Origin of the sequence: Agromyces mediolanus, from assembly GCF_044917495.1 — a bacterium.
In the GTDB taxonomy this organism is placed as follows: Bacteria; Actinomycetota; Actinomycetes; order Actinomycetales; family Microbacteriaceae; genus Agromyces; species Agromyces mediolanus_B.
Genome location: NZ_JAVSSI010000017.1, coordinates 34,252 through 60,553, shown reverse-complemented (window position 1 = coordinate 60,553; position 26,302 = coordinate 34,252). Strand labels below are relative to the sequence as shown.

Sequence of the window (26,302 nt, the reverse complement as noted above, 5' to 3'; positions counted from 1 at the left end):
CCCCCCCCCCCCCCCCCCCCCCCCCCCCCCCCCCCCCCCCCCCCCCCCCCCCCCCCCCCCCCCCCCCCCCCCCCCCCCCCCCCCCCCCCCCCCCCCCCCCCCCCCCCCCCCCCCCCCCCCCCCCCCCACGGGTGCGCCGGTGGTCATCGGCACGCGCCGGCATCCGCTACTATTGATTCTCGTGCCGCCGCAGCGTTCGCGCCGCGGCCGTCACGCCGCCTTAGCTCAGTCGGCAGAGCGATTCACTCGTAATGAATAGGTCGTGGGTTCGATTCCCACAGGCGGCTCCGACGCGAACGGCCCCTCCCGCACTCCGGGAGGGGCCGTTTCGCTTTCGAGCGCGGCATCCTTTCCTGCAGACCCGCGGCATCCCGTTCTGCAGACTCGCGGCAGCGCTCGCTATAGACAACTGTCAGGCGGCGACGAGCGATTTCGACATCCGTCGCGTTGTCGGGGGCGAACGGCCGCGCCTAGCCTCGTCGGTACCGGCCGCCGCCCCCTCCGACGGCATCCGGTTCCCCCGATCCGCATCGCTTCAGTGAGGAAACGATCGTGACATCCACCGAACCGCGCACCATCGCCCGCCCCCGCCGGGCGGCGCTCGCCGCCCTCGCCGGCACGAGCATCGAATGGTACGACTTCTTCATCTACGCGACGGCCGCCGCCCTCGTGTTCCGGCACGTGTTCTTCCCGCCCGACATGAACCCGGTGCTCGGCACCATCGTCGCCTTCGGCACGACGTCCTTCGGCTACCTCGGCCGCCCGATCGGCGCGTTCCTCTTCGGGCACCTCGGCGACCGCTTCGGGCGCAAGCCGGTGCTCATCGCCACGCTGCTCCTCATGGGCGTCGGCACCTTCGGCATCGGGCTGCTGCCCTCCTACGATGTGGTCGGGCCGCTCGCGCCGCTGCTGCTCATCACGCTCCGGCTGCTGCAGGGCGTGGCCATGGGCGGCGAATGGGGCGGCGCCGCGCTGCTCGCCATCGAGCACGCGCCGGCGAACCGCCGCTCCTTCTACGGCTCGTTCGCGCAGCTCGGCTCCTCCGTGGGCGCGACGCTCTCCTCGGCCGTGTTCGCGATCTCCGAGCACATCGGCGACGGCCTCATCGCCGGCTCCTGGCGCATCCCGTTCCTCTTCAGCGCGGTGCTCGTCGTGATCGGGCTCATCATCCGCTCGGTGGTCGGCGAGTCGCCCGAGTTCGTCTCGGCGAAGAGCGCGCAGGAGCTGTCGGCGGCGCCGGTGCGCGAGGTGTTCCGCACGCCGAAGCCGCTGCTCATCGGCATCGGCGCGATGCTCGTGGCGACCGGCGGCTACTACGTGACGTCCTCCTTCTTCCTCGCCTACTCCTCGGAGCAGGCGGGCGTTCCCACAGAGCTCGTGCTGAACGCGCTCATCATCGCCGGCCTGTTCGAGATGGCCTTCGTCCCGCTCGCGGGCTGGCTGGGCGATCGCTGGCGCCCGCAGTACGTGGTGGCCGTCGGGCTCGTCGGCATCATGATCGTCGCCGTGCCGCTGTACCTCCTCGCGCACACCGGCTCGTTCCTCGTGATCACGGTCATGCTCGCCATCACGGCGCTGTTCACGGGCTTCAACTACGGGCCGATCGCGGCGGTGCTCGCGTCCATCTTCCCGGTTCGGGTCCGGTACACGGGCACCTCGCTCGCGTACCAGGGCTCCGCGCTCACCGCCGGTGCGCTCACGCCGATCGTGCTGCCGACGCTCCTCGGCATCTCCGAGGGGTCGCCGGTGCTGATCTTCGCCTACCTCGCCCTGCTCTGCCTCGTGGCGATCGGCTGCGTCCTCGCCACCCGGGCGCTGGCCGCGCGCGTCGAGCGGGGGACCGCCGCATGAGCGAGCTGAGCGAACTCATCGTCCGGGGCCGGATCCGCCCGAGCGGATCGGAGCACCTCGTCGAGGCGATCCTCGTCCGGGACGGGCGGATCGCGGCGGCCGGCTCGGCGGCCGACTGCCGGGCCCACGCCGTCACGACGCCCGAGGAGCTCGATCTCGGCGAGCTGACGATCCTCCCCGGCTTCGTCGACGCGCACTGCCATCCGCTCATGCACGGCCAGTTCGCCTCGTGGGCGGACTGCAGCTGGACGGCCGCACCGACGATCGACGCCGTCGTCGAGGTGCTGCGGCGTCGCGGCGAGGCGCAGCCGGGGGCGATCCGGGGCCGCGGCTTCCACCACGGCAACGTCGCCGAGCAGCGGATGCTGAACCGGCACGACCTCGACCGGGTGAGCACCGAGCGGGAGGTGCTCGTCTTCCACTCGAGCGGCCACGGCGCCATCGCGAACTCCGCCGTGCTGCGCGCGCTCGGCATCACCGCCGAGACGGCGGACCCCGAGGGCGGCCACCTCGGCCGCGACGCCGACGGTGCGCCGGACGGCACGTTCTGGGACGCCGCCGCCGACTGGCTGACCGGTGTCGCCGGGGTGAAGATCGGCAACAACGGGCCGAACTTCCACCTCTCCGACGACCCGGACGAGCTGCGGGCGCAGCTCGCGGCGGCGCAGCGGGAGCTGCACTCGGTCGGCGTGACCTCGGTGGTCGACGCCCAGGTCACCTCTCGCGAGCTCGGCACCTATCTCCGGGCCCGCGACCGCGGCGAGCTCACGCTGCGCGCGGAGCTGCTCGTGATCTCCAGCCTCATCGAGCAGCTGGAACAGCTCGGCGTCTCCGGGCGGCTCGGCGACGAGCAGCTCGCGATCGCCGGGGTCAAGCTGTACTCCGACGGCGCGCTGACGGCCGCGACCGCGCGCTTCAGCTCGCCCTACTGCTGCGACCCCGCCGACTTCGGGTATCTCTACCACCCCGACGGCGAGCTGGAGGGGATGATCGCGCGCGTCACGGCGCTCGGACTCCCGTCGGCGACCCACGCCCAGGGGGACGCCGCGATCGAGCTCGTCCTCGACATCCACGAACGTCTCGCACCGGGCGCGGGCCCGCGGCCGCTCCGGCACCGCATCGAGCACTTCGGCGGCCCGACCCCGGCGCAGGTGCGCCGGGCCGCGGAGCTCGAGCTGTGGCCGATCACCCAGCCGCAGTACCTCGCCCGCTACGGCGACGAGCTGCTCGAGGCGCTCGGCGACCGCGCCGAACGACTCACCCCGCTCGGCGAGATCCGCGATGCCGGCGCGCCCGTCGTGCTCTCCTCCGACGCGCCGGTGTGCCCGCCCGGACCGCTCGAGGCCGTGCACGCCGCGGTCACCCGGCGGACGACGGGCGGCCGCGTGCTCGGCGGGCCGGAGCTGCAGCTCGCGCTCGCCGAGGCGATCCTCGGCCACACCCGGACCGCCGCGGCCTCGATCAGCCGCGAGCACGCGATCGGGTCGCTCGAACCCGGCCGCTTCGCGGACTTCGTGGTGCTCGACCGGGATCCCTATCTCGTCGGGATCGACGAGGTGCCGGAGATCCGCGTGCTGCAGACCTGGGTGGGCGGCAAAGCGGTCTACGAGGCCGAGCGGCACGCGGGCGACACCGCACGACAGCGGGCGATGCCGCTCGCGGAGGGAGCACGATGATCATCGGACCGGTCGACGGGCAGCGCTCGCCGCGCTACGCGGGTTTCAGCACCTTCGCGAGGCTGCCGCGGCTCGAGGACGTCGCGGATGCCGCGCTCGCGATCGTGGGGGTGCCGTTCGACGCGGGGGTCACCTTCCGGCCCGGCGCCCGCTTCGGCCCCTCGGCGATCCGCGAGGCCTCCCGTCTCCTCCGCCCGTTCAACCCGGCGCTCGGCGTCGCGGCCTTCGACCTCGTGCAGGTCGCCGATGCCGGCGACCTCGACGCGAACCCGTTCGACATCGCGGCGGCGCTCGGGGAGATGGAGCGCGGGTTCCGGGCGCTCAGCGCACCCGATCGGCGGTTCGTGGCGCTCGGCGGCGATCACACCGTGGCCCTGCCGGCGCTCCGCGCGGTCGCCGACGTCCACGGACCCGTCTCGCTCGTGCACTTCGACGCCCACCTCGACACCTGGGACACCTACTTCGGCGAGGCGTACACCCACGGCTCGCCCTTCCGCCGCGCGAGCGAGGAGGGGCTGCTGCGGCGCGACCGCTCGGCGCACGTCGGGCTGCGCGGATCGCTCTACAGCGGCGAGGACCTGCTCGACGACGAGCGGCTCGGCTTCACGGCGGTGCACAGCCGGGAACTCGACGCGATCGGCGCGCCCGGCGTGCTGCAGCGGATCCTCGACCGCGTCGGCGACGCGCCCGTCTACGTGTCGATCGACATCGACGTCCTCGATCCCTCGATGGCGCCCGGCACCGGCACGCCCGAGGCCGGCGGGATGACGAGCCGGGAGCTGCTCGAGATCCTGCGGGGGATGCGCGGGCTGAAGCTCGTCGGGGCGGACATCGTCGAAGTGTCCCCGCCGTTCGATCATGCGGCGATCACCGCCGTCGCGGCGGCGAACCTCGCCTACGAGCTGCTCGGCATCATGGCGGAGCAGCTGCGCGGCGAGCGGGCCGTCACCGCCGGCTGAGCTGCACGACCGTCCAGAGCTCGAGCCGGCCGCGGAGGCCCGAGGGGTCGAGGTCGAGCAGCTCGCCGGCCGCGTCGATCCGATGGCGGAGGGTGTGCCGGTGCACGCCGAGCTGCCTGGCGGCCGGATCCCACGCGCAGTCGTGCTCGATCCACGCCTCGACCGCCTCCCGGAGCATGCTCCCGGTGCGTTCGTCGTGCTCCTGCAGCGTGCGCAGCATCGCTCGGGCGACGTCTCCCGCGCCGTGCTCGGCGAGCGCGCCGAGCACGCCGTCGGCGGCGAGGTCGCGGTACTCGGCGAGCTGCGGCGGTGCGGCGTCCTGCGGTGCGCGGCGCAGTGCGAGCCGCGCCTCCTCGAGGGCGGCGGGAAGGCCGTCGAAGCGAGTCGCCGTCGTGCGTCCCGCGCGGAGCGCATGCTGCGCGATCAGCCGACGCACCGCCTGGTCGGACGCCTCGTCGGTCAGCACCACGATCCCGCGGTCGTGGCGGGCGAAGAACACCCCGCCCTCGTGTCCGGTCGCGGCGAGCTCGAGGGCGTCGAGCACGAGATCGGACTCGAGCGCCCCGTCGAGCACGAAGACGCCGAGCGGGGGACTCGGCAGCTCGCCCCAGGCGTCCTTGGCTGTGCGCCCGGCCAGCTCCACCGCCCCGCCGAGCAGTTGCTGCAGCACGCCGTCGCGCAGCTGCAACCGGGCCGTGGCGAGTGCGCGGTGCTGCGCCAGCGCGAGGCTCGCGAAGGCGATGACGCTGTTCACGAGGTCGGTCGCGGAGTGATCCCGCGCACGGAGCCCGGCGAGCACGATCGCGCCGTCGAGGTGCTCGATGCCGATCGTCTGCATCGCGTACTCCTCCCCGTCGACCTCGAGCCGGGAAGAGCCCCGGGAGCCGCGGCCGAGCGCCTCGGCGACGGCGGCGCGGAGGCCGGGGCCCGCCGGGCGGGCGAGGTCGGAGGCGAGCTGCGATCCGGCCGCGTCGAACAGCAGCACCCGGCAGTCGAGCTGCCGTTCCAGCTCGGCGGCGATGGCGGCGAGTCCGTCCGGGCGGAGGGCGGCCTTCGTGAGGGCGCGCTGCGCGGCGACGGACCAGCGGATCCGCTCCGTGCGCTGCTGGTCGAGCGCCTCCGCCACGAACTGGATGTAGGCGAGGTACGGGGTGAGGTCGGTCATCTCGACGAGCGGCATGCCGTGGGTGCGGCACGCGGCGATGAGGGCGTCCGGGGTCTCGCCGTGGTGCAGTCGGGCCCCGAACCCGAGGCCGACGATGCCGTGCCGCTGCAGGCGAGCGACATACGCGTCGTAGAGCTCGGCGGGAGCCGTGCCCGGCGGGAACTGCGCGCCGTCGGTGAGCAGCAGGTGGCCGGCCGCGAGGAACGGCGTGGGATCCGGGAGGTCGGATCCGTGCACCCAGGCGATGGGGCGATCGATCGCGTCGGCGGACTCGCCGGGAACCAGCAGCCGGAGGCGGTCGCCGCCGAAATCGAGGAGGGTGCGGATGGTGGGCGGCGCTGCCATCCCGGAAGTATACGAGGCGGCCAACACGAAAGGCCCGGGATCGCCGGGCCGTTCGCACGTTCCCGCGGAGGATCGGGAATGCCTGCACGCTAGGGGAGGGGCGGGGAATCCGCAGCCTCCCCGATGTGGGGGCACCGCCGGGCAGGGCGAGCCCGCGCGGGCGCGCCGAGCGCTCTAGGCTGAGCGCATGACCGATCGACTCCGCTGGGGCATCCTCGCGACGGGCGGCATCGCCCGACTCTTCACCGCAGACCTGAAGCTCACCGGCTTCGACGTGCGCGCCGTCGGCTCGCGCAGCGCGGCGTCCGCGTCCGCGTTCGCCGAGGAGTTCGGGATCCCCACGGCGCACGACAGCTACGAGTCGCTCCTCGCCGACCCCGAGGTCGACGTCGTCTACGTCGCGACGCCGCATCCGCTCCACGCCGAGAACGCGGTCGCCGCGCTCGAGGCCGGCAAGCACGTGCTCGTCGAGAAGCCCTTCGCGCTGAACCGCGCCGAGGCCGAACGCATCCGGGCCGCGGCGGCCGCGAACGGCCGGCTCGCGCTGGAGGCGATGTGGTCCCGCTATCTGCCCCACATGGTGCGCATCCGCGAGCTGATCGCCTCGGGCGCGCTCGGCGAGGTCCGCTCGCTCATCGCCGACCACACCCAGCTGCTGAGCGACGACCCCGCGCACCGCATCAACGCGCCGGAGCTCGGCGGCGGCGCGCTGCTCGACCTCGGCATCTACCCGGTCTCGTTCTCCTGGGACCTCTTCGGCGAGCCCGCAGTCATCCGCTCCTCCGCGGTCTTCAAGGAGACCGGGGTGGACGCGCAGGTCGCGACGATCTTCGAGTACGCGGGCGGCCGCACCGCGACCACCTACTCCGCGAGCGACACCCAGGGGCCGAACCGCGCCGCCGTCATCGGCACCGCCGCGCGCATCGAGATCGACACCGTCTGGTACTCGCCGACGACGTTCCGGCTGATCGGGCCCGACGACGCGGTGCTCGAGACGTACGTCTCCGACGTCGAGGGCCGCGGTATGCAGTACCAGGCGGCCGCGTTCGAGGCGCTCGTCGCCGCGGGGCGGCTCGACGGCGGCGAAGTCCTGTCGATCGACGAGACCGTGGGCATCATGGGGACGCTCGACGAGGTCCGCGCCCAGATCGGGCTCCGGTACCCGGGGGAGTGACGCGGGCCCTGCGCGGTCGCGACGCAGCGGCGGCGGCCGGTGCTCCCGGGCGCCGCGCGGCGGCGGCGTACAGGAAGCATGGAGGCGACCGCTCCGTAGAATGCCCGGGTGAACGAGGAGCCGGATGACGCGAGCGCGCCCATGGAGCGCGCCGCCGTCGATCCTGCCCGGGGCGACGGCGTGCCCGCCGAGGCATCCGCCGACCGCTCGTCCGGCGTCCTGAGCCGGATCCAGGCCGTCCTCGGCGCCCACCGGCTCGCGACCGCGATCGGCGCCGGTGCGCTCGGCCTCCTCCTGCTCGGCGGCGGCGCGCTCGCGATCGGCGCGGCCGTCCGCACGCCGCCCGCGGCCACACCCGTCGCCGCGACGACCCCCGCGGCGCCCACGCCCGACCCGCGCCCGACGCCCGAGGCCGCCGCGGCGGCCGTGGCCCTCCGCATCTGTTCGGTGGCCGAGTTCGCGAGCGACCCGCGCCTCGCCGAGCTGCAGGCGCAGGTCGTGAACGCGGGCACCGGCGAGGTGCTCTTCGACCGGGGCGGCAGCACGCCGTCGCGCACCGCGAGCGTCATGAAGGTGCTCACCTCGGCGGCCGCGCTCGCCGTGCTCGGGCCCGACTTCCGCGCCACGACCACCGTGGTGAAGGGGGCGGAACCGGGCACCGCCGTGCTCGTCGGCGGCGGCGACGTCACCCTCTCCCGCACGCCGAGCGGCGACGAGGGCGTCTACCCCGGTGCCGCCCACCTCGACGACCTCGCCGCGCAGGTCCGCACCGCGTGGGACGCCGACCCGGCGAATCCGCCGCTCACCCGTCTCGTGCTCGACGCGAGCTACTTCGGCGGCGAGGAGTGGCAGCCGAGCTGGAACCTGAAGGAGCGCGACGACGGCTACATGTCGAACATCACGGCCCTCATGGTCGACGGCGACCGCGACGACCCGTACTCGAACACCTCGTTCCGCAGCGACGATCCCATCGGCCGCGCGGGCGAGGCGTTCGCCGAGGAGCTCGGCGGCATCGAGACGATCGAGCGGGGCACCGCGCCCGCCGGGGCCGCGCAGCTCGGCGCAGTCTCCTCGCCGACCGTCGCCCAGCTCGTCGACAAGGCGCTCGTCGTCTCCGACAACACCGTGGCGGAGATGCTCGCCCGACTCGTCGCCATCCGGAGCGGCGCGGGCAACGGCTTCGACGCGATCAACGCCGGCGTGCTCGCGGGCCTCGCCGGCTACGGCGTCGACACGACCGGCATCACGATCGTCGACGGCTCCGGGCTGTCCGACGACAACGCGGTGCCGCCGTCGTACCTGACCCGGCTGTTCCAGAAGATCGCCGCCCGCGAGGGGCAGCTCGGCGTGCTCCTCGACGGCCTGCCGGTCGCCGGCGAGCGGGGCTCCCTCTCCTACGACGACCGGTTCACCGGCGACAACGCGGTGGCCGACGGGCAGGTCATCGCGAAGACCGGCTGGATCGACACCGGCTACACGCTCGCGGGCGTCATCCACGCCGCGGACGGCACGACGCTCACCTTCGCGATCTACGCGCTTGGCGACGTGTCGGACGACGCGAAGCAGGCGATCGACACGCTCGCCACCGGCTTCTACCGCTGCGGCGCCCAGCTGTCGAACCGCTGAGCCGCCCCGAGGTGCGCCGGCCCGGGTGCCGGGGCGTCCGGTCGGAGGCACAATGGAGTCATGACGAAGGCGCTGTTCATCATCGACGTGCAGAACGACTTCACCGAGGGCGGAGCCCTCGGCGTCGACGGCGGGGCGGCGGTCGCGGCCGGCGTCACCGAGTACCTCGCCGGGCACCGGGGCGAGTACGAGCTCGTCGTGGCCTCACGGGACTGGCACGACGGCGACACCGACAACGGCGGCCACTTCGCGGGCGAGGCCGGTCCCGACTTCGTCGACACCTGGCCCGTGCACTGCGTCGCGGGCACGGCCGGGGCCGAGTACCACCCGGCGCTCGACGTCGCCGGCGTCGACGTGCACATCCGCAAGGGGCAAGGGCGTCCCGCGTACTCGATCTACGAGGGCAGCGACGAGGCCGGGCGCGGCATCGCCGAGATCCTCGCGGAGCGCGGCATCACCGCGGTCGACGTCGTCGGCATCGCGACCGACTACTGCGTGCGGCAGAGCGCGCTCGACGCGATCGAGCACGGTCAGCACGTCCGGGTTCTGACAGGGCTCGTGGCCGGGGTCGCGCCGGAGTCGTCGGCGGCCGCGCTCGCCGAGCTCGGTCACGCCGGCGCCGAGATCGTCGCGGCCGGGGCGTGAGCCCCGCCCTCCCCGGGGCCGCCGGCCCGGCGCTGCACGCCGAAGCCGAGGACGGCTCCCTCATCGCCTACCGCAGGACGGCGGCGGGAGCCGACGCGCCCGCCGGGTCGCCCGGCGTCCGGGCGGATGCCGCGGGCGGGCTGCCGCCCGTGCTGCTCGTGCACGGCTTCGGCGCCACCGGCGCGATCACCTGGCAGGACACGGGCTGGGTCGACGCCCTCCGCCGCGCCGGGCGCGAGGTCGTGACGGTCGATCTCCGCGGCCACGGCGACAGCGACGCCCCGATCGAGGCGGAGGCCTACCGCGCCGAGGTGCTCGGCGCCGACCTCGCCGCGGTGCTCGACTCGCTCGGCGCGCCCCGGGCCGACGTCGTGGGCTATTCGCTCGGCAGCCGGGTCGCCGCCGCGTTCGCGCGGGCCGAGCCCGCACGGGTGCGCCGCATCGTCATCGGCGGGGCGGGCCCGCAGGAACTCTTCGCGAGCTGGGATCTCCCGCTGGCGCGGCGCCTCCTGCTCGGGGCGGACCAGGGCGCGGATGCCGCGGCCGGAGCCCGCATGGGCGAGACCGGAGACGTCGACGCCGACGCGGCGCTCATGCGCGCCGTGATCGAGCCGGCCCTCCGCTCCGGCGCCGATCCGGCGGCGCTGCTCGCGTGCGTCGAGGGCATCGCGGGCGCCTCGCTCGAGCTGCCGGCGACGGTGCCCGTGCTCTTCGTCGCGGGCGAGCTCGACCCGGTGCCGCGCGGGGTCTCGGAGCTCGCCCGGCGTCGCGGAGCCGAGTTCGTCGGGATCCCGGGGCGCGACCACGTCTCGACGCTCACCGCGCGCGCGTTCAAGGACGCCGTCATCCGCTTCCTCGCCTGAAACCGGGCCCGCGCCTCGCCCGGCATCCGCCCGGCAGGCCGTGCCCCCGTCTTGGGGGTGCTGGAGCCCGGTCCGCGAGTCGGCGGCGCGCTAGAGTCGTCCTCGCCCGGGCCCGATGCGCGTGCCCGCGAGAGGAGCTTCCCCCGTGACCTCGTCCCCTGCCCGGCTCGTCCCGGCCGCGCTCGCCGCCGGTCTGCTGCTCGCCGCGGTCTCGGCAGCGGCTCCGGCCGCCGCCGACTCGGCGCCCGCGGCCGACTGCCGCACGAACTGCACGACGGTGTTCGACACCGCGGGCCCGCACACGATCACCATCCCGGCCGGGATCGTCGCACTGCAGGCGACCGTGTCGGGCGCGGCGGGCTCGCCCGCGGCGGCGGCGCTCGGGCTCTTCCCGGACGCCGTCGGCGGCGCGGGCGGCGTCAGCACCGCGACGCTCGGCACGGGCCTCGGCGGCACGACGCTCACGGTCCTCGTCGGCGGGGCCGGCGGGGGCAGCGCGGTCGCGGATGCCGCGGGCGGGCTGCTCGTCGTGGCCGGCGGCGGGGGCGACGGCGGCTACGCCGGCCGCTTCGAGCTCCCCGACCAGCTGTTCGCCGCCTACCCGGGTGGCGCGGGCGGTGCGCCGAGCGCGCCCGGCGTGGCGCCCGGCGGTGACGGGATGACGTTCGGCACCGGCGCGTTCAACGGCGCGGGCGGCGCCCTCGCGGGCGGTGCCGGCGGAACCGGCGGCGCGAACGGGGATGCCGGAGACGCGAGCACCTCGAGCGCGCCCGGCACGATCACGCTCTCCGCGGGCGGTGCCGGCGGTGCGCTCTCCGTGCAGGACGACAGCTTCCAGGCGGGCGCCGGCGGCGGCGGCTACACCGGCGGCGGGGGCGGCGCGGTCGCGCTCGACGCCGTCGACGGCGGGGACGAGATCATGATCGACGTCGTCGGCGCGGGCGGCGGCGGATCGGGCTTCCTCGCCGACGGGCTCACCGCGGTGGCCGGCGAGCCGAACACGGGCGCGGGGTCCGTGACCCTCGTCTGGTCGCTCCCGCCGCTCCCCGAGCCCGAGCCCGAGCCCGAGCCGGAGCCCGAACCGGAGCCGCAGACCCCGGTCGCCCCGGCGCCGCCGGCTGCGCCCACGGGTCCGCAGCTCGCCGAGACCGGCGCGGAGCCGCTGCCCTTCGCGCTCGGAGCGGTGCTCCTCGTCGCGGCCGGCGCCGGGCTCGTCGCCCTGCGCCGACGCCGCACCGCCTGAGCGGCGCCGCCCGAGCGGCACCGCACGCGGCGCATCGGGCCGAGACGCGGAACGCCGCCCGGCGGACCCCCGGGAGACCGGGGACCGCCGGGCGGCGTTCCTGCGAGCGCGGGAGGCGCGACCGCGTCAGAGCGTGTTGCCGAGCTTGAAGCCCTGCTCCTCGTCGCCCTTGCGCGTGTACGAGAAGCCGTCGGCGCCGATGGTGACCTCCATCTCGCTGTCGTCCGTGCGGGCGACCACGGGCTTCGGGTTCCCGTCGAGGTCGAGCACGAGCGAGGCATCCGTGTACCAGCTCGGCACGACCGGGTTGCCCCACCAGTCGCGGCGCTGGTTGTCGTGCACGTCCCAGGTGACGACGGGGTTGTCCGGGTCGCCCGTGTAGTAGTCCTGCGTGTAGATCTCGACGCGGTGGCCGTCGGGGTCGCGCAGGTACAGGTAGAACGCGTTCGAGACGCCGTGGCGTCCGGGGCCGCGCTCGATCGCGTCGGAGCGGCGGAGCGCGCCGAGCTTGTCGCAGATCGCGAGGATGTTGTGCTTCTCGTGCGTGGCGAAGGCGACGTGGTGCATGCGCGGGCCGTCGCCGCCCGTCATCGCGGTGTCGTGCACGGTGGGCTTGCGACGCATCCACGCCGCGTAGACCGTGCCCTCCTCGTCCTGGATGTCCTCCGTGACGCGGAAGCCGAGCGACTGCATGAAGTTCACGGCGCGCGGCACGTCGGGGGTCACCTGGTTGAAGTGGTCAAGGCGCACGAGCTCGCCCGGCGTGTGCAGGTCGTAGCGCCACGAGAGCCGCTCGACGTGCTCCGTCTGGAAGAAGAACTCGTACGGGAAGCCCAGCGGGTCCTCCACACGCACCGAGTCGCCGATGCCCTTCGTGAAGCCCCCGGCCCGGCGCTCGACGCGGCAGCCGAGCTCCGAGTAGAAGGCGACCGCCTTATCGAGGTCCTCCGGCGTGCGCACGCGGTACGAGAACGCGGCGACCGCCGCGACCGGGCCCTGGCGCAGCACGAGGTTGTGGTGGATGAACTCCTCGGTGGAGCGGAGGTAGATCGCCTCGTCGTCCTCCTCGGTGACGTACAGTCCGAGCACGTCGACGTAGAACACGCGGGAGGCCGCGAGGTCGGTCACGACGAGCTCCATGTACGCGCAGCGCAGGATGTCGGGAGCGGGCACCGAGGGGGTCGGCACCGGGTTGTCGCTTCGGATCGGGGCCTCCTGGCTCACGTAGAAGCCGGAGGAGGTGAGGGTCATTTCATCGCGGTGGGTCATGTCAGCTTCCTTGCCTGGGGTGGAGTCTGGGGCGTGGGCCGGTCAGCGGGGGTCCGGGTCGTCGAGGTCCGATTCGTGGACCTCCTGCTTGCCGAACGTCGGGTTGTGCGGGGCGCCGAGCGTGATGTGCACGCTCTGCTGGTCGGTGTAGAAGTCGATCGAGCGGTACCCGCCCTCGTGACCGAGACCGGAGGCCTTGACGCCGCCGAACGGGGTGCGCAGGTCGCGCACGTTGTTCGAGTTCAGCCACACCATGCCGGCCTCGACCGACTGCGCGAAGTTGTGGGCGCGCTTCAGGTCGTTCGTCCAGATGTAGGCGGCGAGCCCGTAGCGGGTGTTGTTCGCGAGGGCGAGGGCCTCCTCCTCGGTGTCGAACGGGGTGATCGCGACGACCGGGCCGAAGATCTCCTCCTGGAAGATGCGCGCGTCGGGGGAGACGTCGGCGAAGACGGTCGGGGCGACGTAGTTGCCCTCGGGGAAGCCCTCGGGGCGGCCGCCGCCGGCGACGAGGCGGCCCTCGCTCTTGCCGAGCTCGACGTAGCTCATCACCTTGTCGTAGTGCTCGGGGTGCACGAGCGCGCCGACCTCGGTGGCCGGGTCGTGGGGGTGGCCGACCTTCACGCGCTTCGCCTGCGCCGCGTAGCGCTCGACGAACTCGTCGTACACCTCGCGCTGCACGATGATGCGGGAGCCGGCGGTGCAGCGCTCGCCGTTCAGCGAGAAGACGCCGAAGATGCAGGCGTCGATCGCGACGTCGAGGTCGGCGTCGGCGAACACGACGGCGGGGCTCTTGCCGCCGAGCTCCATCGACAGGCCCTTCAGGTAGGGCGCGGCGTTGCCGAAGATGATCTGGCCGGTGCGGCTCTCGCCCGTGAAGGAGATGAGCGGCACGTCGGGGTGCTTCACGAGCGCGTCGCCGGCGTCCTCGCCGAGGCCGTTCACGAGGTTGAAGACGCCCTTCGGCAGGCCCGCCTCCTCGAAGATGCCGGCCCAGAGCGACGCGGAGAGGGGGGTGAACTCGGCGGGCTTCAGCACGACGGTGTTGCCCGTCGCGAGCGCGGGGCCGAGCTTCCACGACTCGAGCATGAACGGGGTGTTCCACGGCGTGATGAGGCCCGCGACGCCGATCGGCTTCCGGTTCACGTAGTTCATCTGGCGGCCGGGCACCTTGAAGGCGTCGTCGGCCTGCGCGACGATCAGATCGGCGAAGAAGCGGAAGTTCTCGGCCGCGCGACGTGCCTGGCCGAGGGCCTGCGTGATCGGCAGCCCCGAGTCGAAGGACTCGAGCTCGGCGAGGCGCGCGTCGCGCGACTCGACGATGTCCGCGATCCGATGCAGCACGCGGGAGCGCTCGCGCGGCACCATGCGGGGCCAGGGGCCCTCCTCGAAGGCGCGCTTCGCGGCGGCGACGGCGCGCTCGACGTCGGCCTTCTTGCCGGCGGCGGCGTGCACGTAGGTCTCGTTCGTGACGGGGTTCAGCACCTCGAACGTGTCGCCGTCGAGCGAGTCGACGAACTCGCCGTCGATGTAGTGCTGGATCTTCGCCGGCAGGTCCGCCGGGCGGTACGCGTCGGTCATGCGGTTCTCACCTTCATCGTGTCGTGGCGCCGGGCCCGGGGCGGCGGCGCCGGTGGGGCTCAGGGGGTCGGGGTGTGCGCGTGCTGCTCGGCCTGGTAGGCGAGCACGGCGTCGAGGGTGGCGGTGCGGTGGCCGCGGGCGGCGAGCTCGATCTCGATGGCGGCGGCGCCGTCCTCGATCAGGCGCAGGATGGCCTCGTGTTCCTCGACGGAGGACTGGGCACGGCCGGGGACGAAGCTGAACGAGGAGTCGCGCAGCACCTTCATGCGGTTCCAGCCGCGGTGCACGAGGTCGAGGATGTGCGGGTTCGGGCACTCCTCGAACAGCACCGCGTGGAACTCGAGGTTCAACGCGGTGAAGCGGTGCGGGTCGAAGGCGTCGAGGCTCTCGCGCATCCGTTCGTTGACGGCGCGGGCCCGGGCGACGTGCTCCGCCGTGAGCGTCGGCGCGGCGAGCGCGGTCGCGGCGCCCTCGACGAGGGCGAGGGTCTGCATGGTGTGCAGGTACTCGGTCTCCTGGATGAGGGCCACCTGCGCGCCGACGTTGCGCTCGAAGGTCACGAGGCCCTCGGCCTCCAGCAGCCGGATCGCCTCGCGGACGGGGACGACCGAGACGCCGAGCTCCCGCGCGATGGTGCCGAGCACGAGCCGGAACCCGGGGACGTAGCGGCCGTCGTCGATGCGCTCGCGGATGAAGCGGTACGCCTGCTGCGCCTTGCTCTCGTTCATCGGGACGCCTCCGCGCGCTCGGCCTCGTACTTCGCACGCCACTCGGCGTTCATGGGGAAGAGGCCGTCGACGGATGCCCCGGCCGCGACCTGCTCGGCGACCCACGCGTCCTCGCGCTCCTGCGCGGCGGCCTCGACCGCGACCTCCGCGGCGATGGCGGCGGGGATGACGAGCACGCCGTCGCCGTCGCCGACGATGACGTCGCCCGGCTGCACCGCTGCGCCGCCGCAGGCGATCGTGACGTCGGTCTCCCACGGCACGTGCCGACGGCCGAGCACGCTCGGGTGCGGGCCCTGCGAGAACACCGGGATCTCGAACTCGGCGACCGCGTCGAAGTCGCGCACGCCGCCGTCGGTGACGATGCCGGCGGCGCCGCGGACCTGGGCGCGCAGGGCGAGCACGTCGCCCACGGTGCCGGTGCCGCGCTCGCCGCGGGCCTCCACGACGAGCACCTCGCCGGGGGCGACCTGGTCGAAGGCGCGCTTCTGGGCGTTGAAGCCGCCGCCGTGCTCCTTGAAGAGGTCGGGGCGGAAGGGGATGAACCGGAGGGTCTTCGCGGTGCCGACGATGCGGTCGCCGGGGTGGTTCGGGAAGACGCCCTCGATGAAGACGTCGTGGTAGCCGCGCTTGCGGAGCGCAGCCGAGATCGTCGCGACGGCCGCCTGGGAGAGGAGCTCCCGCACCTCGGGGTCGAGGCCGGCGGGGGCCGCGTCGGCGGTCGCTGCAGCGGAGTCGAGGGCGCTCGCCCGGCCGTCGGCCACGGCGGCGGCGAGCTCGGCCTCGCTGCCCCACGCCTCGATGCGCTGGTCGTCGTCGATGGCGGGCTTCGTGCCGAAGTCGCCGAAGGCGTGCTCGCCCTGGGTGACGGTGGTGACGAGGCGGCCCGTCGACGGGGCACCGGGGGCGGCAGGGGCGTCGACCTCGACCTCGACGACGTCGCCCGGGACGACCACCGAGGAGCCGGCGGGGGTGCCCGTGAGGATGACGTCGCCCGTCTCGAGGGTGAGGTGCTGCGAGAGGTCGGCGACGAGGCGGCCGAAGGGGAAGAGCAGGGTGTCGGAGGTGTCCTCCTGCACGAGCTCGCCGTTCACCCAGGTGCGGACGCGCCAGCCGTCCTCCCCGGCGACCGAGGCGGGGATCGCGGCCGGGCCGATCGGGGTGAAGCCGTCGCCGCCCTTGTTGCGCACGTTCGAGCCCTTGTCGGCGGCGCGGAGGTCGTAGAGGCCGAAGTCGTTGGCCGCCGTGACGGCGGCGATGTGCGACCAGCCGTTCTCGGGGGAGACCCAGCGGGCGGGGGCGCCGATGACGATCGCGATCTCCCCCTCGAAGGCGAGCAGCTCGGTGCCCGCGGGGCGCTCGATCGTTCCGCCCGTCGCGGCGAGCGAGGAGGCCGGCTTGAAGAAGTAGCTCGGCTGGGCGGGGGTGCGACCGCGCTGGGCGGCCCTCGACGGGTAGTTGAGGTGCACCGCGATGATCTTGCCCGGGGTGGGGATACCGAAGGTCATTGACGTCCTCGTCTCGTTGTATCTGAAATGATATACGATCTGGCGATCCGGCGGAAGCGCCGGTGCTCAGTAGCTGGCGCGGGGTGCGGGGGAGCCGGGCGGCGTCGCGTCCGCGGCATCCGCGCCCGTGGCGGAGGCGGCGGCGCCGGATGCCGCGGCGCTCGCCGGATGCGCCCCGATGAAGCGGTCGGCGAGGGCCTCCGAGGCCCGGGCGAGGATCGCGACATCCGCCCCGACCGCGGCGAAGGCCGCGCCTTCGGCGAGATAGCGGTCGGCGTCCTCGGGGACGAAGGCGTTGATGCCCGCCGGCTTGCCCGCGGCGCGGGCCGCGCGGATCGCGGTGAGGGCCGCCGCCACGACGTCCGGATGACTCGGCTGGCCGAGCAGGCCCATCGAACCGGCGAGGTCGGCGGGCCCGATGAAGATCGCATCCACGCCGTCGACCGCCAGGATCTCCTCGACGTTCGCGACGGCGGCGGCCGACTCGATCTGCACGATGAGGCTCACGGTCCCGGTCGCGCGGCCGAGGTAGCCCTCGATGCGATTCCAGCGCGAGGAACGGGCGAGCGAGGCGCCGACACCACGGGCCCCGTGCTCGGCGGGCGCGGTGCCGGCGCCAGCCGGGCCCGGGTAGCGCACGGCACGGACGAGCTCGCGCGCCTGCTCGGCGGAGTCGACCATCGGCACCAGCAGGTTCTGCACGCCGAGGTCGAGGTACTGCTTGATCAGCACCGTGTCGCCGATCGGCGGCCGCACGACGGCCGAGACCGGGTAGGCCGACATCGCGTAGAGCTGGTGCAGGATCGACTGGAGGTCGTTCGGGGAGTGCTCGGCGTCGAGCAGCACCCAGTCCACCCCGCTGCCGGCCGCGACCTCGGCGACGATCGGGCTGGCCGAGCAGACCCACATGCCGATCTGCGGGCGGTCGGCGCCCGCGAGGCGTGCGGCGAAGGTCTCCGGCGCGTTCATTCGAATCGGCACGTGATCGCCCCCAGCTGGCCGTAGTCGGCGTGCACGGTGTCGCCGCGCTCGACCCACATCGGGCGGGTGAACGAGCCCGCGAGCACGATCTCGCCCGCCTCGAGCGACTGCCCGTGCTGCGCGAGCTTGTTCGCGAGCCAGGCGACGCCCATCGCGGGGTGGCCGAGCACGGCCGCGGCGACGCCCGACTCCTCGATCGTCTGGTTGCGGTAGAGCAGGGCGCCGACCCAGCGCAGGTCGAGCTCGTCGACCTTCACCGGCCGGCCGCCGAGCACCATGCCGCCCATCGCGGCGTTGTCGCTGATCGTGTCGACGATCGTGCGGCCCTCGAGCTCGATGTGCGAGTTCAGGATCTCGAGCGCCGGGACGACGTAGGCGGTCGCGTCGAGCACGTCGAAGATCGTCGTGTTCGGGCCGGCGAGCGGCTTCGCGAGCACGAAGGCGAGCTCGACCTCGATGCGCACGTTCGAGAAGCGGTCGTACTCGACGGTCGCGCCGGACTCGAACACCATGTCGTCGAAGATGACGCCGTAGTCGGGCTCGGTGATGCCGGTCGCGACCTGCATCACCTTCGAGGTGAGGCCGATCTTCCGGCCGACGAGCCGCGCGCCGGCGGCGGCGCGGCGCTCGGCCCAGAGCTTCTGCACGGCGTAGGCGTCCTCGACGGTCATGCCGTCGTGGCGGGCGGTGAGCCGCGGCACGATGCTGCGGTCGCGATCGGCGATGAACAGTTCGTCGGCGATCGCCTCGATGGTGGACTGGTTCAGCACGCGTGCTCCACTTCCTCGTCGGGCGCTTGCGTTGATCGTATACGATCCAGCGCCCTGCGCGCGAGGCTGCTCCGACATCCGCCCCCACGACAACTCAGGAAGCCTCGCGGCGGAGCCCAGCGACGGCGCGGGTCGCCCGAATCGACGACCCGCATAACCGCCAGATGTTCCTGAGTTGTGCGGGGTCAGCGGGAGTTCACGCGGATGATCTCCTGCTGGTACGGGGCGATCACGTCGCCCGAGATGCGGCAGTCGAGGAGCAGGAAGGGGCGCTCGGCGACGGGGCGGGCGGCCCAGTCCGCGAGCGCCTCGAGCTCGGCGAGCTCGCGCACCACGACCCCCTCCGCGCCGTACGCGCGCGCCGCGGCGGCGAAGTCGACCTCGGGGATGCGCATCGGGCCCTCGGCGAGCCCCTTCAGCCCGTAGAGGTTCACCTCCGCGCCGTAGGCGGCGTCGTTCCAGACGACGGCGACGCCCCGACCGCCCGCCGTGCGGATCGCGGTCTCGAGATCGGCGATCGCCATGAGCCCGCCGCCGTCGCCCGTGGTGAGGACGATCGTCGCGTCCGGCCGGGCGGCCGCCGCACCCGCGACGCTCGGGAAGCCCTGCCCGATCGACTGGAACGCGGTGCCGACCATCATCATCCGGTCGGGCGCGGCGACCGGCCAGTACATGTTCGCCCAGCCGATGAAGTGCCCGCCGTCGGAGACGACGACCCGGTCCTCCGGCAGCAGCTCGGCGATCCGGCGGGCGGTGCTGCGCGGGTCGAGCCGCCCGTCGGGCGCGGCGACCTCGCCCGGCTCGTACGCCCGGGCGTCGGCGAGCTCGGCCGTCTCGCGCCAGCCGCCGGCGCGCACCGCGTCGCCGGACGCGGCGAGCTGCGCGACGAGCTCGCGGGCGACGAGCCCGGCGTCGGCCCGCACGTAGCCACCCACGTTCGGGTGGGTGGCCGCCGGGGCGACGTCGACCTGGAAGACGCGGGTGCCGGGCGCGAACAGCTCGCCGAACCGCATCGTGAACTGGTTGAGCGAGGCGCCGAAGACCACCGCGACGTCGGCCTCGCGCACGAGCGCCATCGCCCGGTCGGCGCCGAAGCCGCCCGCGACGCCGAGGTCGAAGCGGGCGTCGGGGAAGATGCCGCGGCCGAGCGCCGTGGAGGCCGTGAGGGCGCCCGTCGCCGCCGCGAGCTCGCCGAGCGCCGCACCGGCGTCGGCGAGCCACGCGCCGCGGCCGGCGAGGAGGAACGGGCGCTCGGCGGCGGCGAGCGCGCGCGCGATCTCCGCGATCTGCGCGCGGGCGAACTCCCCGGCTGGCGCGACCGTGGCGGGCAGGGTCGGTGCCGGCGCCGGGGCGAGCGGGCCGGCCTCGGCGGCCGCGACGTCGTAGGGGATGGCGAGCACGACGGGGAGCCGGTACTGCAGGGCGTGCTCGATCGCGATGACCGTCGTCGCCGCGGCATCCGTCCGGCCGACGGTATAGGTGCGCGCGCCGACCGCGGAGGCGAGCGCGATCTGGTCGACGTCCCAGGGGCGGGGGCCGGAGGTCGGCTCGTCGCCGACGACGAGCACGAGGGGGACCCTGGCCTGCGCGGCCTCGGCGAGCGAGGTGAGCGTGTTCGTGAATCCGGCGCCGTAGGTGGAGGTGGCGGCGGCGAGCCGCTTCGAGGCGCGGTAGTGGGCGTCGGCGGCGACGACGCCGCCGGCCTCGTGGCGGACGGCGGTGAACACGGCGCCGGTCTCGCGCTCGACGGCGTCGAGGAAGTAGGCGTTGCCGTTGCCCATCACGCCGAAGACGTGGCTGACGTGGGCGGAGAGGGCGTGGGCGACGTGGGAGGAGACGGTGGGCATGCGGCGGCCTTTCGAGACGCGACGGACGGATTCCGTATGTGTCTCGCAACCGACGCCGGCATCGGCTCGCTTCGTGCCCATTTTTCGAGCACCGGCGCGGATGGCGCGCCTGGACGGAACGAGTATACGGCGGCGTCGTCGCACCCTCGCCGGGCACGGCATGATTGAGCCATGAAGACCGTGCAGTTGCGTCGCTATCAGATCGTCGAGGGCGAGCTCGAGGCGTTCGTCGAGTGGTTCGAGAGCCGGATGCCCGCGGTGCGGCGCGCAACCGGCTTCGAGCTGGAGTTCGCCTACGCGCGCCCCGAGGCGAACGAGTTCGTCTGGGCCGTGAGCGTCCCCGGCGACCGCGCCGAGTTCGAGCGCGTCGAGGCGGCGTACGTCGTCTCGCCGGAGCGGGCGGGCGCGTTCGAGGGCGTCCCCGAGCGCATCGCGGCGAAGGAGATCTCCTTCGTGGAGCCCGTCTCCATCGTCTGATCCAGGCTTCGACCGCGGGGGGGGGGGGGGGGGGGGGCGCGCCGCCGCCCCGTCTTTCTCCGGGTGTTGTTTTTCTTGTCAACAGTTGTAGACTTACCCGCACGGCACATCGAGGTGACGACCTCTCGAGCTCCACGGCTACGGCGCCGCGGCGCGTCGACGCGCAGCACGCGACCGGAGGGATCGGCACTCGCCCTGACCGCGATGTCCCGCAGCACCCCACCTGTTTCCCCGCAATCGAGAGAAGAAGACATGAAGAAGGCACTGCCAGGCGTCGCCCTCGCCGCGGCCGCCGCGTTCGCGCTCACCGCGTGCACGTCCGGTACTGACGCGCCCTCCGACGGTGACGGCGGGACGACGGTCCACCCGCTGAGCATCGGCAACTTCCTGGACGTCACGTCCTGGGACCCCTCGCTCGCCGACATCGGCTTCGACGGGCCCTACCTGTCGGCGGTCTACGACCCGCTGCTCACGATCGACGGCGACGGCCAGCCGCAGCCCGGCCTCGCGACCGACTGGGAGGTGTCCGACGACTTCACGACCATCACGATGAACCTCCGCACCGACACCGAGTTCTCGAACGGCGAGGCCTTCAACGCCGAAGCCGCCGTGAAGAGCCTCGACTACCTGAAGGCGGGCGTCCGCTCGCAGGAGGCCTACCAGAAGGTCGAGAGCTTCGAGGCGGTCGACGAGGACACCATCGCGATCCACCTCACCCAGCGCGACGACACGATCCTCTACTTCATGGGGCTCGGCCGCAGCTACATGATGGCCCCTTCTGCGATCGACGACGGCTCGCTCGCGACCGCCCCGGTCGGCTCTGGCCCGTACACGCTGAGCGACACCTCGGTGCCCGGCGCCGAGTACCACTTCGACAAGGTCGCCGACCACTGGGCCTCGGAGGACTTCCCCTTCGACCCGCTGAGCATCTCGCCGCTCTCGGACGCCACCGCCATGCTGAACGGCATGGAGGGCGGCCAGTTCAACCTCATCTACGGCGACAAGACCGCCATGGACCTGGCTCCCGACAACGGCTGGAACGTCGCGAGCGGGCTCTCGATGTGGGTCGGCCTGCAGTTCAGCGACCGCCTGGGCGCGACCGAGATGGGCAAGCCGCTCGGCGACGTGCGCGTCCGCCAGGCGTTGAACTACGCCTTCAACGGGCAGGAGCTCGTCGACACCATCGGTCAGGGCGTCGGCGTCGCCACCAACCAGGTGTTCCCGGCCGACACCCCCGGCTACGTGAAGTCGCTGAACGACCTGTACCCCGCGAACATCGAGAAGGCGAAGGAGCTGCTCGCCGAGGCGGGATACGCGGACGGCTTCGACGTCACCATGCCGATGGCCCCGCCGTTCCAGCCGTGGCAGGCGATCATCGAGCAGACCTTCGGCGAGCTCGGCATCGGCGTCACCTTCAAGGAGACCGACTTCATGCAGTACATGTCGGTCGCCCCGGAGTACCCGATGTTCGTCGCGGTCATCGCGATGGACGGCAACCCCGTCGCCACGGTCGAGCGCCAGATCGCGAAGCCGCAGTGGTACAACCCGAACCCGGGCCTCGAGGCGTTCCCCGAGATCCAGGCGCAGATCGACACCGTCTTCTCCGCCGAGCCCGGCGACGAGCAGATCGGCGAGATCGAGAAGCTGAACGAGCTCGTCACCGAGCAGGCGTTCTTCTCGGTCTGGAGCCAGTCGACGAACACCTACATCTCCACCTCGGAGTTCGAGGTGACGCCGGTCATCGGCATGATGTTCCCGACGCTCCGCCAGATCGAGGTCGTGGGCTGACCCGCCTCGGGACGGGGCCGCGCAGTCCGCGCGGCCCCGTCCCACCGGCTTCCCCCGAGTCCGCACCCATCCAGGAGTTCCCATGCTCACCTTCACGCTCAAACGGCTCGCATCCGGGGTGATCCTGCTCGTCGCCGTGGCGACCGCGACGTTCTTCCTCGCGCACGCCGCGATCCCCGACCCCACCCTCGGCCTCCTCGGCAGCGCTGCGACTCCGGAGGCGCAGCAGGCGCTCGCCGCGAAGATCGGCACCGACCGCCCCGTGATCGTGCAGTTCGGCGACTGGATCGGCGGACTCCTCCGCGGCGATCTCGGCGACTCCTGGAAGAACTTCCAGCCGGTCGGGCAGCAGATCGCCCTGAAACTGCCCGTGACGCTCTCCGTCGTCACCGCCTCGGTGCTCCTCTCCGCGGTGCTCGGCGGCCTCCTCGGCGTGCTCGCCGGCCTCCGCCCCGGCACCTGGATCGACAAGCTCGTGAAGGCCGCGGCGGTCATCCTCTTCGCGCTCCCCGGCTTCTGGGTCGCGCTCCTCCTCGTCATGACCTTCGCGGTGCAGCTCAAGTGGTTCCCGGCCGTCGGCTACGTGCAGCCCCAGGAATCGCTCGGCGGATGGCTGCAGTCGATCACGCTGCCCGCGATCGCCCTCGCGCTCGGCGCCGTCGTGATGATCGCCGAGCAGCTGCGGAACGCGATCATCCGCGCCGACGGGCTCGACTACATGCGCACGCTCCGCAGCCGCGGCCTGCCGCAGTGGCGCATCATCGTGCACCTGCTGCGCAACTCCGCGCCGCCCTCGCTGACGATCCTCGCGCTGATGTTCGTCGGCCTCCTCTCGGGCGCGATCATCGTCGAGCAGATCTTCGCGCTGCCCGGCATCGGGCCGCTCACCCAGGCCTCCTCGCAGAACGGCGACATCCCGATGCTGCTCGGCATCACGGTCGTCACCGTGATCTTCGTCGTCATCATCAACTTCCTCCTCGACATCCTGCTCGGCTGGATCAACCCGAAGGCGCGTGTGAAGTGACCTCCCCGCTGACCGAGAACATCGACACCCGCGCCGGCCGGCGCGGCTCCGCCTTCGTCCGCCTGCTGAAGCGGCCCGCCGGGGCGATCTCCTTCGGCATCCTCGTGCTGATCGTGCTCGTCGCGGTGTTCGCGCCCCTGCTCGCGCCGTACGACCCGAACTTCGTCGACCTGTCCATCACCCGCGCGCTGCCGAGTCCGGAGCACCCGCTCGGCGGCGACACGACCGGCCGCGACGTGCTGAGCCGGCTGATCTGGGGCACCCAGATCACGCTGTGGGGCGCGCTCGTCGCGATCGTGACCTCGCTCGTCATCGGCGTGCCCTCCGGCCTCGCGGCGGGCTACTTCGGCGGCGCGACCGACCGCATCGGCACCTGGATCAGCGACGCCGTGCAGTCGGTGCCCGGCATGATCATCCTGCTCATCGTCGGTGCGAACACCGGCAACGACTTCAACCTGCTCATGGTCACCGTCGGCGTGTTCATGGCCCCCGGCTACTTCCGCCTCACCCGCGCGACCGTGCTCGCCGTGCGGAACGAGGCCTACGTCGACGCGGCCAAGGTCTCCGGGCTCTCGCACGCGCGCATCATGGGCCGGCACGTCATCCGCCCGGTCGTCGCGCCGATCGTCATCCAGTCCGCGCTCACCGCGGGCATGGCGATGGGCATGCAGGCGGGGCTCCAGTTCCTCGGCATCGGCGGCGGCACCACGCCCGGCTGGGGCGCCGCGATGAACGAGGGCTTCCGGGTCATGCGCACCGACCCGCTCCTGCTGCTCTGGCCCTCGCTCGCGCTCGGCATCTCGATCGCGGCCCTCGCGGTGCTCGGCTCGACGCTCGCCGACGTCGTGAGCGTGACCGCTCCGCTGCCCTCCCGGAAGGCGCGGCGTGCGCGCCGCGCCGCCGAGCGGGCCGCCGCGGCCTCCGGCGAACCGGCCGCCGTCACCGCGTCGACGGGCGCCGTCGCCCACGCCGCGGCCGACTCCGCGATCCAGATCGAGAACCTGCGGGTGCGCTACGAGACGCCCGACGGCGAGGTCGAGGTCGTGCACGGGATCACCCTCGACGTCGCGCCCGGCGAGGTGCTCGGCATCGTCGGCGAATCGGGCTCGGGCAAGTCGCAGACGGTCTTCTCGGTGCTCGACCTCCTCCCGAAGACGGGCGCGTACACCGCCGACGCGATCTGGATCGGCGGCGAGGACGTCACCTCCCTCGCCCGCCGGGACCGCGCCCGCCTCCTCGGCCGTGAGATCGGCTACGTGCCGCAGGAGCCGATGACGAACCTCGATCCCTCCTTCACGATCGGGCACCAGCTCACCGAGCCGCTCCGCAGCGTGCACGGCATGAGCCGCGCCGACGCGAAGGCCCGGGCGCTCGCGATGCTCGAGCGCGTCGGCATCGCCGACCCGCCGCGGGTGATGCGCGCCTACCCGCACGAGCTCTCGGGCGGCATGGCGCAGCGCGTGCTCATCGCGGGCGCGATCGCCGCGAAGCCCTCGGTGCTGGTCGCCGACGAACCGACCACGGCGCTCGACGTCACGGTGCAGGCCGAGGTGCTGGAGCTCCTCCGAGAGCTGCAGCAGGAGTACCGGATGGCCCTCGTCATCGTCACGCACAACTTCGGCGTCGTCGCCGACATCTGCGACCGCGTCGTCGTCATGCGGCACGGCTCCATCGTCGAGATCGGCGAGGTGTCGCAGCTCTTCTCGAACCCGGACGACCCGTACACCCGCGAGCTCATCGCGGCCTCGCTCGACGGGGCCGAGAGCCGCGCCGAGCTCGATCGGGCATTCGCCCTGACCGGCGGCGGCGTCGCCGCGGTCGGCGCCCCGATCGATCAGGAACCGGATGCCTCGACCGAGGCCGACCGCAAGGAGGTGCGCGCATGAGCGCGACCGCATCCGCCGCACCGCTCCTCACCGCCAGGGACGTCGTCGTCGAGTACGGCACCCGCCGCAAGCCGAACCGCGTGCTGCACGAGGTCTCCCTCGACATCGCGCCGGGGGAGTGCCTCGGCCTCGTCGGCGAGTCGGGCTCTGGCAAGTCCACCCTCGGCAAGGCGATCCTCGGGCTCGTGCCCGTCGCGGGCGGGTCGATCGCGTTCGACGGCCGCGACATCACGCACGCCTCGGGCCGCGACCGCCGGGCGCTCGCCGCCGACATCCAGGTCGTGTTCCAGGACCCGTACGGCTCGCTCGATCCGCTGATGACCGTCGGCGACATCCTCGCCGAGCCGCTCGCGACCGCGGGGGCGAGCCGGGCCGAGGCGAAGGCCGTGGTGGGCGAGATGCTCGACCGGGTGCGGCTGCCGACGCACGTCATCGACCGCTACCCGAGCGAGTTCTCCGGCGGGCAGCGGCAGCGCATCGCGATCGCGCGGGCCCTCGTGCGCCGGCCGAAGCTCATCATCTGCGACGAGCCGGTGAGCGCCCTCGATCTGACGACGCAGGCGACCATCCTCGACCTGTTCATCGAGCTGCAGCGCGACACCGGCGTCTCGTACCTCTTCGTCTCGCACGACCTCGGCGTCGTCCGGCGGGTCTGCCACCGGGTCGCGGTGATGTACCGGGGCCGGATCGTCGAGACCGGCGACGGCGAGCAGGTGACCGGCGATCCGCAGGACGCGTACAGCCGGCGCCTGCTGATGGCCTCGCCCGTCGCCGACCCCGCGCTCCAGGCCGAGCGCCGGGAGGCCTGGCTCGCGCTCCGGGGGGAGACGGCCGCCTGACGAGGCGTTCCCGCCCGCCCGGCGCGATCCTGTCGGGCACGAGGAAGGGCCCCGCTCGACGAG

The 26,302-nt window shown here is 73.2% G+C and carries 21 protein-coding genes and 1 tRNA gene; 14 read left to right on the top strand and 8 right to left on the bottom strand.

Annotated elements, in window-relative coordinates:
* Positions 1 to 214 precede the first annotated feature (214 nt).
* The 4 genes from ROT00_RS17180 (at position 215) to speB (ending at position 4,486) form a co-directional block, all read left to right on the top strand.
* Positions 215 to 287: transfer RNA gene (locus ROT00_RS17180), tRNA-Thr, on the top strand.
* A gap of 265 nt (positions 288 to 552) precedes the next feature.
* Complete coding sequence (locus ROT00_RS17175) at positions 553 to 1,851, top strand: MFS transporter (protein ID WP_404776258.1); 1,299 nt, start codon at positions 553 to 555, stop codon at positions 1,849 to 1,851.
* A complete protein-coding gene (locus ROT00_RS17170) occupies positions 1,848 to 3,527 on the top strand; it encodes an amidohydrolase (RefSeq protein WP_404776257.1) in 1,680 nt (559 codons plus the stop codon). Before ROT00_RS17175 ends, ROT00_RS17170 begins: the two co-directional genes overlap by 4 nt.
* On the top strand, positions 3,524 to 4,486 hold the full coding sequence (speB, locus tag ROT00_RS17165; protein WP_404776256.1) for an agmatinase: 963 nt from the start codon (positions 3,524 to 3,526) through the stop codon (positions 4,484 to 4,486). Before ROT00_RS17170 ends, speB begins: the two co-directional genes overlap by 4 nt.
* Here the strand turns inward: speB and ROT00_RS17160 are convergent.
* A complete protein-coding gene (locus ROT00_RS17160) occupies positions 4,473 to 5,996 on the bottom strand; it encodes a PucR family transcriptional regulator (protein WP_404776255.1) in 1,524 nt (507 codons plus the stop codon). The two genes, speB and ROT00_RS17160, sit on opposite strands and share 14 nt — an antisense overlap.
* Positions 5,997 to 6,183: 187 nt before the next feature.
* Here ROT00_RS17160 and ROT00_RS17155 point away from each other — a divergent pair, with 187 nt between their 5' ends.
* The 5 genes from ROT00_RS17155 (at position 6,184) to ROT00_RS17135 (ending at position 11,547) form a co-directional block, all read left to right on the top strand.
* On the top strand, positions 6,184 to 7,170 hold the full coding sequence (locus ROT00_RS17155; protein ID WP_404776254.1) for a Gfo/Idh/MocA family protein: 987 nt from the start codon (positions 6,184 to 6,186) through the stop codon (positions 7,168 to 7,170).
* Positions 7,171 to 7,278: 108 nt separating this feature from the next.
* Positions 7,279 to 8,796 (top strand): D-alanyl-D-alanine carboxypeptidase/D-alanyl-D-alanine-endopeptidase, encoded by a 1,518-nt coding sequence (locus tag ROT00_RS17150; RefSeq protein ID WP_404776253.1) that lies wholly within the window; start codon positions 7,279 to 7,281, stop codon positions 8,794 to 8,796.
* A 60-nt stretch (positions 8,797 to 8,856) separates the two neighbouring features.
* Positions 8,857 to 9,441, top strand: a complete 585-nt coding sequence (locus tag ROT00_RS17145) for an isochorismatase family protein (RefSeq protein ID WP_404776252.1) — start codon at positions 8,857 to 8,859, stop codon at positions 9,439 to 9,441.
* A complete protein-coding gene (locus ROT00_RS17140; protein ID WP_404776251.1) occupies positions 9,438 to 10,304 on the top strand; it encodes an alpha/beta fold hydrolase in 867 nt (288 codons plus the stop codon). Before ROT00_RS17145 ends, ROT00_RS17140 begins: the two co-directional genes overlap by 4 nt.
* A gap of 145 nt (positions 10,305 to 10,449) precedes the next feature.
* The gene (locus ROT00_RS17135) at positions 10,450 to 11,547 is read left to right on the top strand and encodes an LPXTG cell wall anchor domain-containing protein (protein ID WP_404776250.1); all 1,098 of its coding nucleotides are present in this window, start codon (positions 10,450 to 10,452) and stop codon (positions 11,545 to 11,547) included.
* 126 nt (positions 11,548 to 11,673) lie between these two features.
* Here ROT00_RS17135 and hpaD read toward each other — a convergent pair whose 3' ends face one another.
* The 7 genes from hpaD to ROT00_RS17100 all read right to left on the bottom strand — a co-directional run bounded on the left by hpaD (position 11,674) and on the right by ROT00_RS17100 (position 20,225).
* Positions 11,674 to 12,816 (bottom strand): 3,4-dihydroxyphenylacetate 2,3-dioxygenase, encoded by a 1,143-nt coding sequence (gene hpaD / locus ROT00_RS17130; protein WP_404776249.1) that lies wholly within the window; start codon positions 12,814 to 12,816, stop codon positions 11,674 to 11,676.
* Between the two features lie 42 nt (positions 12,817 to 12,858).
* Positions 12,859 to 14,394 (bottom strand): 5-carboxymethyl-2-hydroxymuconate semialdehyde dehydrogenase, encoded by a 1,536-nt coding sequence (gene hpaE / locus ROT00_RS17125; RefSeq protein WP_404776248.1) that lies wholly within the window; start codon positions 14,392 to 14,394, stop codon positions 12,859 to 12,861.
* Positions 14,395 to 14,453: 59 nt separating this feature from the next.
* Positions 14,454 to 15,122: a GntR family transcriptional regulator gene (locus ROT00_RS17120; RefSeq protein WP_189084449.1), complete on the bottom strand. Its 669-nt coding sequence runs from the start codon at positions 15,120 to 15,122 to the stop codon at positions 14,454 to 14,456.
* On the bottom strand, positions 15,119 to 16,627 hold the full coding sequence (locus ROT00_RS17115) for a fumarylacetoacetate hydrolase family protein (protein ID WP_404776247.1): 1,509 nt from the start codon (positions 16,625 to 16,627) through the stop codon (positions 15,119 to 15,121). The genes ROT00_RS17120 and ROT00_RS17115 overlap by 4 nt, the downstream gene beginning before the upstream one ends.
* Before the next feature lie 66 nt (positions 16,628 to 16,693).
* Entirely contained in the window at positions 16,694 to 17,608 is a 915-nt protein-coding gene (locus ROT00_RS17110) for an aldolase/citrate lyase family protein (RefSeq protein WP_404776246.1), read from the bottom strand.
* Positions 17,593 to 18,378, bottom strand: a complete 786-nt coding sequence (hpaH, locus tag ROT00_RS17105) for a 2-oxo-hept-4-ene-1,7-dioate hydratase (protein ID WP_404776245.1) — start codon at positions 18,376 to 18,378, stop codon at positions 17,593 to 17,595. Before hpaH ends, ROT00_RS17110 begins: the two co-directional genes overlap by 16 nt.
* A gap of 185 nt (positions 18,379 to 18,563) precedes the next feature.
* The gene (locus tag ROT00_RS17100; RefSeq protein WP_404776244.1) at positions 18,564 to 20,225 is read right to left on the bottom strand and encodes a thiamine pyrophosphate-binding protein; all 1,662 of its coding nucleotides are present in this window, start codon (positions 20,223 to 20,225) and stop codon (positions 18,564 to 18,566) included.
* Between the two features lie 171 nt (positions 20,226 to 20,396).
* On the opposite strand from ROT00_RS17100, the gene ROT00_RS17095 reads away from it, so the two are divergent.
* The 5 genes from ROT00_RS17095 (at position 20,397) to ROT00_RS17075 (ending at position 26,239) form a co-directional block, all read left to right on the top strand.
* Positions 20,397 to 20,702: a hypothetical protein gene (locus ROT00_RS17095; protein WP_404776243.1), complete on the top strand. Its 306-nt coding sequence runs from the start codon at positions 20,397 to 20,399 to the stop codon at positions 20,700 to 20,702.
* A gap of 252 nt (positions 20,703 to 20,954) precedes the next feature.
* The gene (locus ROT00_RS17090) at positions 20,955 to 22,490 is read left to right on the top strand and encodes an ABC transporter substrate-binding protein (protein ID WP_404776242.1); all 1,536 of its coding nucleotides are present in this window, start codon (positions 20,955 to 20,957) and stop codon (positions 22,488 to 22,490) included.
* A gap of 82 nt (positions 22,491 to 22,572) precedes the next feature.
* Positions 22,573 to 23,514, top strand: a complete 942-nt coding sequence (locus ROT00_RS17085; protein WP_404776241.1) for an ABC transporter permease — start codon at positions 22,573 to 22,575, stop codon at positions 23,512 to 23,514.
* Positions 23,511 to 25,400 carry a dipeptide/oligopeptide/nickel ABC transporter permease/ATP-binding protein gene (locus ROT00_RS17080; protein ID WP_404776240.1) on the top strand — a complete coding sequence of 630 codons (1,890 nt, stop codon included), beginning with the start codon at positions 23,511 to 23,513 and terminating at the stop codon, positions 25,398 to 25,400. Before ROT00_RS17085 ends, ROT00_RS17080 begins: the two co-directional genes overlap by 4 nt.
* Positions 25,397 to 26,239, top strand: a complete 843-nt coding sequence (locus tag ROT00_RS17075; protein WP_404776239.1) for an ABC transporter ATP-binding protein — start codon at positions 25,397 to 25,399, stop codon at positions 26,237 to 26,239. Before ROT00_RS17080 ends, ROT00_RS17075 begins: the two co-directional genes overlap by 4 nt.
* The last annotated feature ends 63 nt before the right edge of the window (positions 26,240 to 26,302 follow it).

What these genes read in the sequence shown, in the direction of transcription:
- ROT00_RS17170 (WP_404776257.1), top strand. Translation starts at nt 1,848, where the DNA reads ATGAGCGAGCTGAGCGAACTCATCGTCCGGGGCCGGATCCGCCCGAGC.
- speB (WP_404776256.1), top strand. Translation starts at nt 3,524, where the DNA reads ATGATCATCGGACCGGTCGACGGGCAGCGCTCGCCGCGCTACGCGGGT.
- ROT00_RS17160 (WP_404776255.1), bottom strand. Translation starts at nt 5,996, where the DNA reads ATGGCAGCGCCGCCCACCATCCGCACCCTCCTCGATTTCGGCGGCGAC.
- ROT00_RS17155 (WP_404776254.1), top strand. Translation starts at nt 6,184, where the DNA reads ATGACCGATCGACTCCGCTGGGGCATCCTCGCGACGGGCGGCATCGCC.
- ROT00_RS17145 (WP_404776252.1), top strand. Translation starts at nt 8,857, where the DNA reads ATGACGAAGGCGCTGTTCATCATCGACGTGCAGAACGACTTCACCGAG.
- hpaD (WP_404776249.1), bottom strand. Translation starts at nt 12,816, where the DNA reads ATGACCCACCGCGATGAAATGACCCTCACCTCCTCCGGCTTCTACGTG.
- hpaE (WP_404776248.1), bottom strand. Translation starts at nt 14,394, where the DNA reads ATGACCGACGCGTACCGCCCGGCGGACCTGCCGGCGAAGATCCAGCAC.
- ROT00_RS17120 (WP_189084449.1), bottom strand. Translation starts at nt 15,122, where the DNA reads ATGAACGAGAGCAAGGCGCAGCAGGCGTACCGCTTCATCCGCGAGCGC.
- ROT00_RS17115 (WP_404776247.1), bottom strand. Translation starts at nt 16,627, where the DNA reads ATGACCTTCGGTATCCCCACCCCGGGCAAGATCATCGCGGTGCACCTC.
- ROT00_RS17100 (WP_404776244.1), bottom strand. Translation starts at nt 20,225, where the DNA reads ATGCCCACCGTCTCCTCCCACGTCGCCCACGCCCTCTCCGCCCACGTC.
- ROT00_RS17095 (WP_404776243.1), top strand. Translation starts at nt 20,397, where the DNA reads ATGAAGACCGTGCAGTTGCGTCGCTATCAGATCGTCGAGGGCGAGCTC.
- ROT00_RS17090 (WP_404776242.1), top strand. Translation starts at nt 20,955, where the DNA reads ATGAAGAAGGCACTGCCAGGCGTCGCCCTCGCCGCGGCCGCCGCGTTC.
- ROT00_RS17085 (WP_404776241.1), top strand. Translation starts at nt 22,573, where the DNA reads ATGCTCACCTTCACGCTCAAACGGCTCGCATCCGGGGTGATCCTGCTC.
- ROT00_RS17075 (WP_404776239.1), top strand. Translation starts at nt 25,397, where the DNA reads ATGAGCGCGACCGCATCCGCCGCACCGCTCCTCACCGCCAGGGACGTC.